Origin of the sequence: Streptomyces sp. NPDC007205 (assembly GCF_040634095.1) — a bacterium.
Classification (GTDB): Bacteria; Actinomycetota; Actinomycetes; order Streptomycetales; family Streptomycetaceae; genus Streptomyces.
On record NZ_JBEYEW010000012.1, the window covers coordinates 1 to 13,390 of the forward strand.

The 13,390-nt window shown below is 68.3% G+C and carries 11 protein-coding genes; 3 read left to right on the forward strand and 8 right to left on the reverse strand.

Annotation, left to right across the window (positions count from 1 at the left end):
* Positions 1 to 682 (reverse strand): maltotransferase domain-containing protein (locus ABZ624_RS20850; RefSeq protein ID WP_360090751.1); only part of this gene is annotated, 682 nt, incomplete at its 3' end.
* 331 nt (positions 683 to 1,013) lie between these two features.
* Between ABZ624_RS20850 and ABZ624_RS20855 the strand changes: the two genes are divergently transcribed.
* Entirely contained in the window at positions 1,014 to 3,632 is a 2,619-nt protein-coding gene (locus ABZ624_RS20855) for a glycosyltransferase family 1 protein (protein WP_360090754.1), read from the forward strand.
* A gap of 21 nt (positions 3,633 to 3,653) precedes the next feature.
* On the opposite strand, the gene ABZ624_RS20860 is transcribed toward ABZ624_RS20855, so the two are convergent.
* Together ABZ624_RS20860 and ABZ624_RS20865 are read right to left on the reverse strand one after the other, a co-directional pair.
* A complete protein-coding gene (locus ABZ624_RS20860) occupies positions 3,654 to 3,842 on the reverse strand; it encodes a DUF397 domain-containing protein (protein WP_360090757.1) in 189 nt (62 codons plus the stop codon).
* A gap of 8 nt (positions 3,843 to 3,850) precedes the next feature.
* Positions 3,851 to 4,687 (reverse strand): helix-turn-helix transcriptional regulator, encoded by an 837-nt coding sequence (locus tag ABZ624_RS20865; RefSeq protein ID WP_360091256.1) that lies wholly within the window; start codon positions 4,685 to 4,687, stop codon positions 3,851 to 3,853.
* 200 nt (positions 4,688 to 4,887) lie between these two features.
* Between ABZ624_RS20865 and ABZ624_RS20870 the strand changes: the two genes are divergently transcribed.
* Entirely contained in the window at positions 4,888 to 5,310 is a 423-nt protein-coding gene (locus tag ABZ624_RS20870; protein WP_360090760.1) for an ATP-binding protein, read from the forward strand.
* 32 nt (positions 5,311 to 5,342) lie between these two features.
* Positions 5,343 to 6,215, forward strand: a complete 873-nt coding sequence (locus ABZ624_RS20875) for a hypothetical protein (RefSeq protein ID WP_360090763.1) — start codon at positions 5,343 to 5,345, stop codon at positions 6,213 to 6,215.
* A gap of 608 nt (positions 6,216 to 6,823) precedes the next feature.
* On the opposite strand, the gene ABZ624_RS20880 is transcribed toward ABZ624_RS20875, so the two are convergent.
* The 5 genes from ABZ624_RS20880 to ABZ624_RS20900 are packed head-to-tail and all read right to left on the reverse strand — an operon-like array spanning position 6,824 to position 13,367.
* Positions 6,824 to 7,165: a bacteriocin immunity protein gene (locus ABZ624_RS20880; protein WP_360090765.1), complete on the reverse strand. Its 342-nt coding sequence runs from the start codon at positions 7,163 to 7,165 to the stop codon at positions 6,824 to 6,826.
* Complete coding sequence (locus ABZ624_RS20885; protein ID WP_360090768.1) at positions 7,068 to 7,496, reverse strand: DUF5958 family protein; 429 nt, start codon at positions 7,494 to 7,496, stop codon at positions 7,068 to 7,070. The genes ABZ624_RS20880 and ABZ624_RS20885 overlap by 98 nt, the downstream gene beginning before the upstream one ends.
* A complete protein-coding gene (locus ABZ624_RS20890; protein ID WP_360090771.1) occupies positions 7,493 to 12,205 on the reverse strand; it encodes a putative T7SS-secreted protein in 4,713 nt (1,570 codons plus the stop codon). Before ABZ624_RS20890 ends, ABZ624_RS20885 begins: the two co-directional genes overlap by 4 nt.
* Positions 12,205 to 12,825: a hypothetical protein gene (locus ABZ624_RS20895; protein ID WP_360090774.1), complete on the reverse strand. Its 621-nt coding sequence runs from the start codon at positions 12,823 to 12,825 to the stop codon at positions 12,205 to 12,207. The genes ABZ624_RS20890 and ABZ624_RS20895 overlap by 1 nt, the downstream gene beginning before the upstream one ends.
* On the reverse strand, positions 12,822 to 13,367 hold the full coding sequence (locus ABZ624_RS20900; RefSeq protein WP_360090777.1) for a hypothetical protein: 546 nt from the start codon (positions 13,365 to 13,367) through the stop codon (positions 12,822 to 12,824). Before ABZ624_RS20900 ends, ABZ624_RS20895 begins: the two co-directional genes overlap by 4 nt.
* Positions 13,368 to 13,390 lie beyond the last annotated feature (23 nt).

Below are 13,390 nucleotides of genomic sequence, written 5' to 3' on the forward strand. Positions count from 1 at the left end.
GCTCCACCAGCAGCGGCAGCGACTCCGAGGCGGTGACCAGCTCCCGCAGCGGCCAGCGGGCCAGCAGCGCGTCCACCTCCGGGGACAGAGCCGCCGCGAGACGCCAGGCGGCGGGGCGGTCCTCGTCACGCAGGGCCGCTACGACGTCCAGCACCACCGGTCGCGCCTCGTCCGGGACTCCGGCGGCTGCCCGCTCGTACAGGCGGGCACCCTCCTCCAGGACGAGCTCCGTGTCGATGCCGGCCGGGATCTTGATCCGGGCGGTGTGCCGCCAGGTCGAGAGGGGATCGGACCATGCCTCCACCGTGTACGTCCAGCGGCCCGGTTCACCCGCGGTGACGGTGGCGCCCCAGCGGTCGGTTCCCGGGGCGAGTTCGCGCATCGGCGTCCACGGTCCGGGCCGGCCTGCCGGGTCGCGCAGCACCACGTTCGCTGCGACGGCGTCATGTCCTTCCCGGAAGACGGTGGCGGACACCTCGAACGACTCTCCGGTCACCGCTTTGGCCGGCCTGCGCCCCTGCTGGACCACGGGGCGTACGTCGAGGACGGGGATGCGGCCGAGGGTGGTCTCCCTGACTGGTTTCACCGCCTTCTTGCGCGTTGGCTTCTTCGAGGCCTTCTTTGCCGCTGCCGTGAGCTTGCCGCTGTTCAAGGGTGCTGACGAATGGTGCGTGGCGGGCATGGCCGCTCCTGTCCGCGTCAACGTGGGTGTGGGCGGATGGACGTGAGGAGGTGGGTCCTGCGGAGGTGCTGGGTGACGCCTGTGGGGTGTGTACCGCAGGAGCCTTCCCACCCGGTTCGGGTGGGCAATCCGGATACTTGTTAACTACTCACGCGTATGTCCACCCATAAGACCGGCCTCCTTCTTCCGGGTGCCCGGTGACCGCTTCCGCACGCCCCGACACCCCCACCGGGCGCGTCCCCACCGACGCCCGGGTAACCACTACCGTCGAGACTGACGACGAGACGCACAGCGCGGTGCGTCTCACCCCGTGACGCGCCCGAGGTGGCATGTGAAGGCGATCCGTCGGTTCACCGTCCGTCCCGTTCTCCCCGAACCCCTCCGGCCGCTGAGCGACCTGGCGCGGAATCTGCGCTGGTCCTGGCATGCGGAAACGCGCGATCTGTTCCAGTCCGTCGACCCCGAGGCCTGGGCCGCGGCCGGGGGCGACCCGGTGCGGACACTGGGCCGGGTGCGGCCTGCGCGGCTCGCCGAACTGGCGGGCGACCGGCGCTTCCTGCGCCGTCTCGGGGCGGCCGCCGACGACCTGGACGACTATCTGACCGGCGACCGCTGGTACCAGGCACAGGCCGACGGCCTGCCCGCCGCGGTGGCCTATTTCTCCCCCGAGTTCGGCATCACGGCCGCGCTGCCCCAGTACTCCGGTGGTCTCGGCATCCTGGCAGGGGACCATCTGAAGGCGGCCAGCGATCTCGGCGTACCCCTGATCGGGGTCGGGTTGCTGTACCGGCACGGCTACTTCCGGCAGTCCCTGTCCCGGGACGGCTGGCAGCAGGAGCACTACCCGGTGCTCGACCCCAACGAACTGCCGCTCACCCGGCTGAAGGAGGCCGACGGCACCCCGGCGCAGGTCTCGCTCGCACTGCCCGGCGGCAAGGCCCTGCACGCCCGGATCTGGCTGGCCCAGGTGGGCAGGGTGCCGCTGTTGCTGCTCGACTCGGACGTGGAGGACAACGACCTCGGCGAACGCGGGGTGACCGACCGGCTCTACGGCGGCGGCAGCGAGCACCGGCTGCTGCAGGAGATGCTGCTCGGCATAGGAGGCGTCCGGGCGGTACGGACATACTGCCGCCTCACCGGGCACCCCGAGCCGGAGGTGTTCCACACCAACGAGGGCCACGCGGGCTTCCTCGGCCTGGAGCGGATCGCCGAACTGTGCGAACAGGGCCTGGACTTCGATTCTGCTCTGGAGGCGGTGCGCGGCGGCACCGTCTTCACCACCCACACCCCCGTCCCGGCCGGCATCGACCGCTTCGACCGGGAACTGGTCGCCCGGCACTTCGGGCCGGACGCCGAGCTCCCCGGCATCGAGGTGGACCGCGTCCTGCGCCTGGGCATGGAGACGTACCCCGGCGGCGAGCCCAACCTCTTCAACATGGCCGTGATGGGCCTCAGGCTGGCCCAGCGGGCGAACGGGGTGTCGCTGCTGCACGGACAGGTCAGCAGGGAGATGTTCGCTGGCCTGTGGCCGGGATTCGACCCCGACGAGGTGCCGATCACCTCCGTGACCAACGGGGTGCACGCGCCGACCTGGGTCGCCCCGGAGGTGCTGCGGCTCGGTGCCCGGCAGGTCGGTTCGGAGCGGGCCGAGGAGGCGCTGACCGTCGGCGCGTCCGAGCGCTGGGACTCCGTCGCGGACGTCGGGGACGACGAAATCTGGGAGCTGCGCCGGGCGCTCCGCGAGCAGCTGGTGCTGGAGGTGCGGGAGCGGCTGCGGGTGTCATGGCGCCAACGGGGTGCCGGGGACGCTGAGTTGGGCTGGATCGAGGGGGTGCTGGACCCGGACGTCCTGACGATCGGCTTCGCACGGCGCGTCCCGTCGTACAAACGCCTGACCCTGATGCTCCGGGACCGCGACCGTCTGATGGAGCTGCTCCTGCATGCGGACCGGCCGGTGCAGATCGTGGTCGCGGGCAAGGCCCACCCGGCCGACGACAGCGGCAAGCGCCTCGTCCAGGAACTGGTCCGCTTCACCGACGACCCACGGGTCCGCCACCGCATCGTCTTCCTCCCCGACTACGGCATGGCGATGGCGCAGAAGCTCTACCCCGGCTGTGACATCTGGCTGAACAACCCCCTCCGCCCCCTGGAGGCCTGCGGCACTTCGGGCATGAAGGCGGCCCTCAACGGCTGCCTGAACCTCTCCGTCCTCGACGGCTGGTGGGACGAATGGTTCCAGCCGGACTTCGGCTGGGCCATCCCGACGGCGGACGGCACCGGCATGGACGCGGACCGCCGCGACGACATCGAGGCGGCAGCGCTGTACGACTTGCTGGAGCAGCGCGTGACCCCGCGCTTCTACGAGCGGGGCCGGGGAGGCCTCCCCGACCGCTGGATCCAGATGGTCCGCCAGACCCTCGGCCTGCTCGGGCCCAAGGTGCTGGCCGGCCGCATGGTCCGCGAGTACGTCGACCGCCTCTACGTCCCCGCAGCGCAGGCGCACAGGGCGCTGACCCCGGACACCGCGAGCGATCTGGCCGCCTGGAAGGCGCGGGTCCGGGCGGCCTGGCCCGGGGTGAGCGTGGACCACGTGGAGGCGACGGCGACGACGGCCACGGCGGAGCTGGGCACGACGGTGGGCCTCAGGGTCCGGGTCGGCCTGGGCGACCTGAGCCCCGACGACGTCGAGGTGCAGGCGGTGTCCGGCCGGGTCGACGCGGAGGACCGCATCACGGACGCGACGGTGGTCCCCCTGAAGCCGACCGGGGCCCCCGACCTGGAGGGCCGCCTGCTCTACGAGGGCCCCCTGTCCCTGGACCGCACCGGCCCCTACGGCTACACGGTCCGCATCCTCCCGGCCCACCGCCTGCTGGCCTCCGCGGCGGAGCTGGGGCTGGTGGCGGTGCCTTCGGGGGAGGTGGTGGAAGGGGCGGGGGTGTTGCTGCGGTAGGAGGCAGCCGCGGTCTGCGCGTTACGGCGTCTTCTTCAGAGCCTCGATGAAGAGGGTGAAGGACCCGGCCGGGACGGCGAGGGTGCCGATGGCCGGGTCCTTGGAGTCGCGGATGGCTGTGTGGGTGGGGGTGGTGGCTATTTCCACGCAGTTGTTGCCGTCGTCGGGGCCCGAGTAAGACGACTTCCGCCAGTTGTCGGGGCTGTCCATGGGATGCCTCACAGCTCTTGCGCCAGCTTGTGGATGAAGTCGCGCGACCGGTCAGGGTCGAGCGATACGGCCTCCACCTTACGGAAACGCGTTCGAAAGGCGCTGAGCTGCGCTTCGGAGTCGATGAAGGCCGAGCCGTGGGGTACGTCACGCACGACCGTGTCCAGCTTGGGAACAGAGCCACCGGCGTACGTCATGGAGCTGGCGGCTCTTGCGAAGCCGTCCAGGTCGAAGGGGATGACCCGTACGGTGACGTCGTCCGATTCGGAGCGTTCCAGCAACTTGCCAAGTTGGGCCCGGGAGGCGGCACGGTCGCTGACTCTGATGCGTAGGGCCGCCTCGTGGATAACCAGCTCGTACGGGACGGCGAGCTGCTGCCGCCTCATGCGGTGCTGGACGCGCAACTCCAGCTCCTCATGGGTCAGTTCGGGCACGCGGGCGGAGAAGACAGCGCGGGCATAGTCTTCCGTCTGCAGCAGGCCAGGCACATACAGGATGGCCACCTCGCGGAGGAACGTGGCGTGGTGGTCCAGTTCGGCCAAGTCCAGGAACGAGTTGGGCAACGAACCCCGGAACTCTTCCCACCAGCCGTGTGCCCGGTCGGTGGCCATCGCGACCAAGGCGTCGATGAACTCCTCATCGGTGCAAGCGTAGTGAGAGGCGAGGCGACGGAGTCGCTGCTCGCTGACGCCTGCGAGGGCCGACTCGATATGGGTGATCTGGGCGGGGGCCACGCCGAGGAGCGCGGCTGCCTGGCGGGAGTTGAGCCCCGCCGCCTCACGGAGTCGGCGCAGTTCAGTTGCCAGGCGCATCTGGCGTGCCGTTGGTTCTCGCCTCTTCACCATCGACTGGCCCTCCTCCCACGCCCGTTGGCGCAACTCGTTCGGCGTCAGATTACGCGATCAGCTTGCCGCGTCCCTAGATTTAGATCTACCGTCGGTGACGTACTGCACACGCAGCGGAAGCGCACCGCTCCGTCCTGCCATGACGGCTGCGGCAGGCCACCGCGCGCCCAATCTCTCTCGTCGAACGGAGTTGATGACGCATGCCCGAAAACGACAACGACACCTGGGACTACACCCTCTACATTCCCAACGACCTCAGAGCGGTGACGGTGTGCCGCCGCACCCTGCACCTGATCCTCACCCTGCACGGTCTGATCGGCCTGGTGGACACCGCTGAACTGCTGGCGACGGAGCTTGTGTCGAACGCCGTGCGGCATACCAAGGGGCTGGCTGCGCTCAGGGTCCGCCGTACGGCGGAGGGCATGGTGTGGATCGGGGCGTGGGACAGCGACCCGGCGCCGCCGGACCCGCCGCGTCCGCTGGGGCAGGTGGCGGAGCTGGAGTGGGAGGACGGTCGGGGACTGGGGCTGGTGAAGGCCTGTGCTGAGTACTGGGGGTGGCAGCCCACGGCGAGGTTCGGGGACCGGGGCAAGTACGTGTGGTGCGAACTTGCGGCGGCGTAGCTCGTTGATCACGGCGATGGAAAGGAGAGTTGATGGTCGGCTCGTCGCATGAGGCGCTGCACCGGATCTTCCAGAAGGATCCGACGCTGCTGACGAAGGCGTTACAGAAGGTGCTCCACGTGCCGTTTCCCGAACCGAGGGAGATCGCGGCGCTGAACGTGGACCTCACCGAGATCGAACCGGTCGAGCGCCGGGTGGACACGCTGCTGCGGGCGGAGACGGACGAGGGCACGTATCTGCTGGTGGTGGAGTCGCAGGGGAAGGTGGACGAGCGCAAGCGGGGCAGCTGGCCGTACTACCTGAGCTACCTGTACGAGAAGTATCGCTGCGAGCCGGTGCTCATCGTCATCACGCAGAGCAGCAAGACGGCCCAGTGGGCCTCGCGTCCCATCCGCTTCGGCTTCCGGGACTGGCACTCGCTGACGGTACGGCCCCTCGTGCTCGGCCCGGACAACGTGCCGGTGATCGCGGACGAGCGGCAGGCCGAACGGGACGTCCCCCTTGCGGTGCTCTCGGCCATGACACACGGGCGTGGCCCGCAGGCTCCGGCCATACTGGAATCCCTGGCCGCCGCCCTGCGGACCATCGACCCCGACAGTGCCGCAGTCTTCGTGCAATTCGTCGACTCCTGCCTGGCCGACCCCCAGGCAAAGCAGATGTGGAGGGATTTGATGACGGCGATCCAGTACTTCTGGCGACACCCGCTGGCGGAGCAGGTAAGGGAGGAGGGCCGGATTCAGGACCGTCAGGAGATGACGCTCCGCATCCTGGAGTGGCGCGGAATCTCCGTTCCCGATGCCGTCCGGGAGCGGGTGATGGCCTGCACGGACCTGGCCCAGCTGGAAGTGTGGGCCCAGCGAGCCGTGCATGCCATGGACGCGATGGGGTTGTTCGAGCCGGAGTAAGCAGGTGGCCGTTGGGCCCGGAAGGGCGTGGCCCTGACCGGTACCGGTCCCCTGGGCCGGCTGCGTGCGCGGCGTCGGTGAGGGGCGCGGTCGCGCCTCGCAGGGATGCCGGGTGGGTTCAGCGGCTGCGGGGTCGGTGGATGGGTGCGGTGGTACGTGCGCCGTGGTGGCTTGGCGGCGAGCGGGCCGTAGCCGCCGGTTGGCCAGGAGGCCGGGGCGATGGGGGCGCGGTCGCGGCGCGCGCCTCGGAGTCGAGACTCCGCAGCAGGGGACGATTGGCAGATTTGGGCCACATGGCGGAGCCAGCCCGGGGGTGGAGGCGGGGATGGGCCTGGGAGCGTGGCTCAAATCTGCCAATCGCTCTTCTGGCGGCATCTTTGTGTGACGAGAGGGGGGAGAGGGCCGCGGGATGAGCGGGGTGGCGGTCCCGTCCCGTCCAGCCATCAGCCCTACCCGACCGCCCAACAAGCTCCGCCTGGCCTGCCTCTTTCCGTCCGGCTGGCCTGTCCCTGTGACTCGTACCCATCCATGCCACGTTTCGTCCAGCTGGCATGGAAGGCTGCGCTCATCGGCTGAGCGCCGCGCGGCTATCATCGCCACCTTTCTAGCTAGAGTTCGATAGGTCGATAGGCGAGAGCCTGTTCCACTACTTCTTCAGCCGTCAACGGAGGCTCGGAGTGGTAGATGATATCTGACACTCGCGGATGGGATACGCTTTTCTTGAATTCTTCCAGGAGGCGATCCTCTTCCTCTTCCGGGAAGGTGGCATTGATGACCTCTTGAGCGATTTGAATCAATTCGGTGCGCGACTTGCGTGGCATGACTCTCGCCTCTGGGTCTCGACGCCCACTCTCACTTGCCAAAATGGGGTTCGTGCCCATCGCCTCGTAGAAGCTGGTGCCACGCGTGACTGCATTCCCCTCGACATTCCGTTCTTCTTCGGCGTTCATCGGCGACAGTGAATGTGGAAAGCAGAACGCGGAACGACTTCAAGCTCTCACTGTGTGGGAGATTTATAATTTTTCCCATTTGTTCAAGGATTGGCTCTCGTACGATCAAAACGGCTGGGGTCATGGTGGGCCGTACACCTGATCGCACTAGGCCCTTTTCCGCATCCTCTGTGGTTGCGTGTGCTTGCATTGAGAAGCGGACCAATTCGTGGAGTACCTCTTTTTGTTCGATCGGATCGAGTGAGGAAAACCAATCCACGGCCTCGCCCAGGCTGCGAATACCCTGGGCGGTCTCGTTAATTATCTGTGAAGACTCTCTCAATGAAATCACCGTCCTCGGGGCTCAAATACAACGTATGGCTTATCTCTGTCCAAAGCGGCGTAGTCGGGCCTATTCGGATTATAGGTCTGCCAGAAGTCTCGGCCGCGCCCTCCGACATCGCCGTCTGCCCATCCTCTCGGCAGTGAATTTTTGACACTGTGTCGGACCCTGGAAGGTCCTGACAGGATGTAATCCCAGTCTGACGCAGCATGAGCTGTCCCGCCCGCCCGGCTACCCACTACAATGATTGGCTGCCCTGTTTTGTCCGCTGCGTTCTGAATTCGCTTTGCATCATTCGGGTTGATTCCTGCTTCTGACGGGGTTCTGAGCCCGGGACCGGACCAGTCATGGGAGCCCTGGTTCCCGGAGGAGCCGGGCTCATCCTTGCCACCGCAGCCAGCGAGGCCCAGCGGATCGATCCATGCATGTGGGTTCTCGACATATGTGCTTGGATTCGGAGCCGGTGTCAGGCCGAGAGGGTCGGGAGAGAGATAGCGGGCGGTTTCTGGATCGTAGTGGCGGAAGTAGTTGTAGTGAAGGCCGGTCTCGGGGTCGTAGTACTGGCCTGGGAAGCGTAGGGGTGTGTAGGTGGTGCTGTTTGTTGCCCACGCCGTTGTGCCCCAGAGAGTGCTTCGGGCGTGCCAGGCTATTTCGCCCTGCTCGTCGATGAGTTCGTTCGGGGTGCCGACTAGGTCGGTCACGATGGCGAAGAAGCGGCAGTCGATCTCCTCTTGGGCCGCGTCGGCTGCGGTGATGCGTTCCGTTTGGGCCAGGGGGCGTAGGTCTTGGTGGTCCCAGGTAAGGATGACCGGGTTGGGGAGGTCCGGGGACGTAGTGGTCTGTTCGCAGAGGGTGGTGCCGTCCCAGGTGAAGTCCACCCGCTCCACGACCGTTTCGCCGTCCGCAGCGAGGCGGAGTTTCGCCGTGCGGCGGCCCAGGGGGTCGTAGGTGTAGCGCCAGCGGGTGCCGTCCGGCGTGGTCACGGAGGTCAGGCGGTCCTCGGTGTCCCACTCGTAGCGCCAGGTGTCCGGCTTCCGAGACAGGCGGGTTTTCTGGCGGAGGGTGATGCGGCCCAGTGCGTCGTGTTCGTAGCGGACGTTGCCGGCTCGGGTGATGCGGGTGCCGGTGTAGGTGCGGGGGCCGGTGGCCTCCGCACCGGGGTGGTCCGACGGCCAGGACGCCTGGGTCTGGTTGCCTGCCTCGTCGTAGGCGTAGCGCTCCGTCCAGTTCGCCGCGTGGACCGCTGTCACCCGGCCTGTCGCGTCCAGGTCGAAGCGGCGGGTGCCGGAGAGGTGGTCGGCTATGCCGATCACGTTGCCGTCGGCTCGGTAGGTGTATGTCCTGTGTTGGACCGTGCGGCCCTCCGCGCCGGTCACCGACTGGGCGGTCAGGCGGCCCAGCGCGTCGAAGGTGTGCTGCAGGGCGATCGTTCCGCCTATGTGGCGGGTCAGTTCACGGCCTGCTTCGTCGTACGTGAAGTCGATCGCTCGGCCTGAGGCCACCATTCCTGTGCGGCGGCCTGCGGCGTCGTACGACCACGTCGTCGTGGCGCCCGTTGGAGTGGTGCGGCCGGTGCGGCGGCCCAGGGTGTCGTAGGTGTACGTCAGCGTGCGGCCGTTGACCGTCTCCGAGTGCAGGCGGCCGTGGCGGTCGCGCAGCAACGTAAGCGTTGTGCCGTCCGGGCCCGTCGCCTGGGCCAGCTGGTCCGTGAAGTCGTACGCGTAGGTCGTGACCTGGCCTGCCGCGTCCTTGCGGAGCACCTGACCGAGTTCGTTGCGCTCGAAGGAGACGGTCTCGCCGAGAGCGTTCCGGCGGCTGGCAAGGCGACCAGCGGCGTCGTACTCGTACGTCAGTGTGCGGTCGTCGAAGTCCTTCTCCGTCACCAGGCGGCCGGCCGGGTCGTACTCGTACGTCCACGTCAGGCCCTGCGGGTTGGTGACCTCGGTCAGGCGGAGTTCCGTGTCGTGGGCGAACTCGTAGCGGACGCCGTCCGGGCCGGTGCGCGCCGCCAGCAGGTCGAAGTGGGTGTATTCGAAGCGGGAGACACCGCCGAGCGGGTCGGTGTGGCTTGTGCAGTTGCCCTCGCCGTCGTACGTCCACGTCTCCGTCGTACCGTCGGCGGCCGTGCGGCGGGTCAGGTGGCCCTCGGTCGACCATTCCAGGCGTGTCGTGGCGTCCGTGGGGTCCGTAATCGCGAGGGGGCGGCCCAGGGCGTCCCGCTCGTATCCGGTGCGTGCACCCAGTGGATCGGTCACCTCGATCAGGAGGCCGGCGCGGTCGCAGACGACCGTGGTCGTGTTGCCCAGCGGGTCCGTCAGCGACGTCAGGTGGCCCGCCGTGTTGTACGCGAATCGGGTCGTCTGGCCCGCCGGGTCCGTCACCGAGGTGCGGTTGCCCCGTTCGTCGTACGTCTGGCGGATCAGCGTGCCGTCCGGGTTCACCACCTTCACCGGCAGGCCCAGGTCGTTGTACTCCGCTCTCGACTCGCGGCCGTCCGGGCGGATGACCGACGTGAGGTTGCCCTCGTCGTCATAGCGGAACGTCGTCGTGTGGCCCAGCGGGTCCGTCGTGGAGAGCAGGCGGTTGTAGCGGTCGCGGACGTAGTGGGTGGTCGCGCCCACGGCATCCGTCTCGGCGATCACCTGGCAACGCCGGTTGATCAGGTAGCAGGTGGTGTGGCCGTGTGAGTCGGTGATGGTCGTGGTGTGCTCACCGGTGTCCGGATCCACCGGCCCGTAGGTGAAGGCCGAGCGCAGGTGGCCGGCCGCGCCGGACTGGTGGGTGCAGCGGTCCTCGTCGTCGTAGGCGTACGTGAAGTGGCTGTCGTTGGTGTCCGTCCAGGAGGTGATGCGGCCTTGGCCGTCGTAGCCGAAGGTGGTCGGGCGGCCGGAGGAGTTGAAGACCTCGGTGAGGTGGCCGTCGGTGTAGCCGTAGCGGATCAACTCCTGGTCGCGGCCGTCCGGTGCTGCAGCCGCCAGGTGCAGTGCGGTGACCCGGCCGTCGGCGGTCGACAGCAGCAGGCGGTAGCCGCCGCTGTGGGTGAGGGCAACGGGTGTGCCATGGGTGTCGTACTCGAACGTGATCCAGTTGCCGTTGCGGTCGTCGACCTGTTCCAGCACCGCCAGGTCATCGGAGCGAGCTGCGAAGTGCCGTACCTGACCGGACTCCGGGCTGGTCAGCGTGTACCCGTCGTCCACTCGGTCCAGCGGCCAGCGCGGACCGTGGGAGGGCAGGGTCGGGACGCCCGGTGCCGGGTGCGGGTAGGCGAGCGTCAGGCCGTCCTCGCCTACGAAGACGACGCCCTCTGTGTCGATCTCCAGGCGCTGGTCGAGGGTGGAGGACCAGGTCGGGCCGAACCAGCCTCCGAGCCGGTACGACGACTCGAACTGGCGCTTGACGACCAGGGGCAACAGGCCGGGGAGGGAGACATCGGTTTGCGGCAGCACCATCCGGCCGGTCGCGACGTCGACGGGGTCCTTCTCACAGACCTTCTCGACCGTCCGGCGTGAGACGTCCTCGGCGCCCTTGTCCACCGCGTCCCGAGCGGTTTTACGCAGCCCCTGCTCAGCGGCCCCCTCCGCCGCCTGGCGCACCAAGCCCGCCCCGGCTGCGTCCCGTGCCAGGCCGACCTCCATTCCGACGCCGTCACCGACGAAGAACTGGGAGAGCGCGCGGCCTTCGAACTCGGAGGGGTCCTTGCGGGCCTGGTCCCACATGTCTGTCAGGGTGCGATCGGGGTTCAAGCCCGTAGAGACCAGGCCGGACAGGGTCATGCTGAGGCCCTGGAGGTACTCGGCGGGGTGTGTGACGTTGTACGGGTCGGTGGGGTCGATGCTGCGGACGAAGCTGATCAGGCCGGCCGTGCCCTTGATCAGGCCCCCGCCCATGTGCATGAGTTCGGTGCCCGCGGACATCATGCGGTCCATGTAGTTTGCACTCAGGCGTTGGAACGCCGGGAGCTCGGCGGGGGCATGGGCGAGGGCCGCCTTCACCTTGCCCTGGGCTTCGGTGGCGGCGGTGTTGCGCTGCTTGCGGGCCCCGGCGAGTTTGTGTACGGCCTCGGTGATGTCGGCCTTGCCCGGGTCGTGGAACGGTTCCGGCTTGGCGCCCGGGTCCTGACCCGCTTTCACCTTGGCGTTGTAGGCGTCGACCTTCTTGTTGTAGGCGGCGGCCCCGTCCTTGGACGCCTTCACGCCCTTGTCGTAGAGAGCGATGGCTTCCTTGGCCTGGCCCTGGGCCCACTGGACGGTGTCGGCGTACGACTCCAGGGCGGCCGACGCCGTGTGGCAGGCCTCGGCCGCTTGCGCCCACTTGATGGGGTGGACGTCGAACTTCTTGCGGAAGGCGTCGCCGCCCTCCCCCTGCCAGCCGGAGGAGTCGACCTTCTTCAGGCCCTGGCTGACCTTGTCGAAGGCGTCGTGGAAGTCCCGCAGGTGCTTGGCGCTGTCGCGGATACTGGCGGGGCTGCCGTGGAGGAGTTGGCTCGCGTCGTCGCTCTGGCCGAGTTGCTTCTCGCCCGGGGTGGCGCCCAGGTCGGAGGCCAGTCCGTCGCCCCAGTCCTCGACCGCGTTCGCCCAGTCGTGCAGCCCGACGTGGTCCAGGCCCTTGCCGACCTCGTCGGTGACGTAGTCGACGCCCTCACCGAGCTTCTTCTTGCCCTGGTCGTAGAGGTGCTCGGCGCCGCCCGCGACCGCGTTGGCGATCTTGCCGAATTCCATCAGCCCTCACCGCCCTGCGGCGAGGCGGGAAAGGCCTTGTCGGTGAGTTTGTTCCACTCGGCGTCCGGGACACCGCTGGGCCTGACGCCCATGTTCTCGGCGGCCTGCGAGTGCATGAAGTCCCGCCCGCTGTTCATCCAGCCCTGCTTGCTGTTCTCCCACGCCTTGTCGAAGGACTTCTCGCTGTAGTCGGGGTGGGTGTAGGCGTCCGCCGTGCTGTCGGCCCACTGGCCCCAGCTCATCTTCTCCACGTCCTCCTCGGACGCGTGCGGGTTGCCCACCAGCGAGTTCGCACCGACCTTCAACGTGCCGCTGACGTACTGATCGGTCTCGTAGTACGTGCCGGCCGCCAGACCGATGTCGTGCGCGAAGTTGTTGCCCTCGATGAGCAGCGCCCGCACACCCCACTCCCAGCGGTCGCAGAACGACTTGAACGCGCCGGTCAGCCCCTCGTGCCCCAACTCCAGCCCGGACAGGGCGACCTCATCGAAGCCGCGCCCGACCTCGGCATCGCCGATCGTGCCGAGGTCCTTCAGCTCATCCAAGGCATCGGTCAGGCCCTTGGCGATCGACGCCAGTCCTTCCGCCTTCAGGTCCGGGCCGCTACCACCGCCGGTCACTTCACGTCCCCCGTCCTCGCGGCGACGTCGACCGCCGCCTTGTCCGGCACGATCCCGCGCACCGGCGGGAACAACGCGCCCTCACCTTCGGACCCCACATCCAGGGCCACCCCGCACGGCACCCCTACGGCCGGCACACCGGCGTCCAGCAACCGGGCTCCCAGCCACCTCTGGTACGCCCACTCCCGGTCGCCCTCGCCGCGCGCGAGCGCGAAGCGTGCCAGGGCCGTCTCGTTGGAGAACGCGCAGATCCAGCGGATGCCGCCGTAGTCGCCCGTCAGGGGCGCGGCGTCCTCGTCCACCGGCACCAGCACCGCCGTGCGGCGGAACGTGCCCAGTAGCACCGCGAACTCCCGGCGCCTGCGCTCGGCTTCGTCCGGAGCATCGATGACGGCTGCTGCGTGCTCGGGCAAACCCGTGCCCTCGGGTGTCTCCGGTCCGGTCGGGTCCCGCTGGTCGGTTCGGGTCAGGTCCACGTAGTCGTACAGCCGTGACCTCGGCAATCGCGCCTCCGAGTCGGCGCCGTCCCCCTGTTCGGTCATGTGTCCGATCATCACATCCGCAT

Excerpts from the sequence above, each read along its gene's own strand:
- ABZ624_RS20875 (WP_360090763.1), top strand. The coding sequence starts at position 5,343 with ATGGTCGGCTCGTCGCATGAGGCGCTGCACCGGATCTTCCAGAAGGAT.
- ABZ624_RS20860 (WP_360090757.1), bottom strand. The coding sequence starts at position 3,842 with ATGGACAGCCCCGACAACTGGCGGAAGTCGTCTTACTCGGGCCCCGAC.
- ABZ624_RS20865 (WP_360091256.1), bottom strand. The coding sequence starts at position 4,687 with ATGGTGAAGAGGCGAGAACCAACGGCACGCCAGATGCGCCTGGCAACT.
- ABZ624_RS20900 (WP_360090777.1), bottom strand. The coding sequence starts at position 13,367 with ATGACCGAACAGGGGGACGGCGCCGACTCGGAGGCGCGATTGCCGAGG.
- ABZ624_RS20870 (WP_360090760.1), top strand. The coding sequence starts at position 4,888 with ATGCCCGAAAACGACAACGACACCTGGGACTACACCCTCTACATTCCC.
- ABZ624_RS20890 (WP_360090771.1), bottom strand. The coding sequence starts at position 12,205 with ATGGAATTCGGCAAGATCGCCAACGCGGTCGCGGGCGGCGCCGAGCAC.
- ABZ624_RS20880 (WP_360090765.1), bottom strand. The coding sequence starts at position 7,165 with ATGAACGCCGAAGAAGAACGGAATGTCGAGGGGAATGCAGTCACGCGT.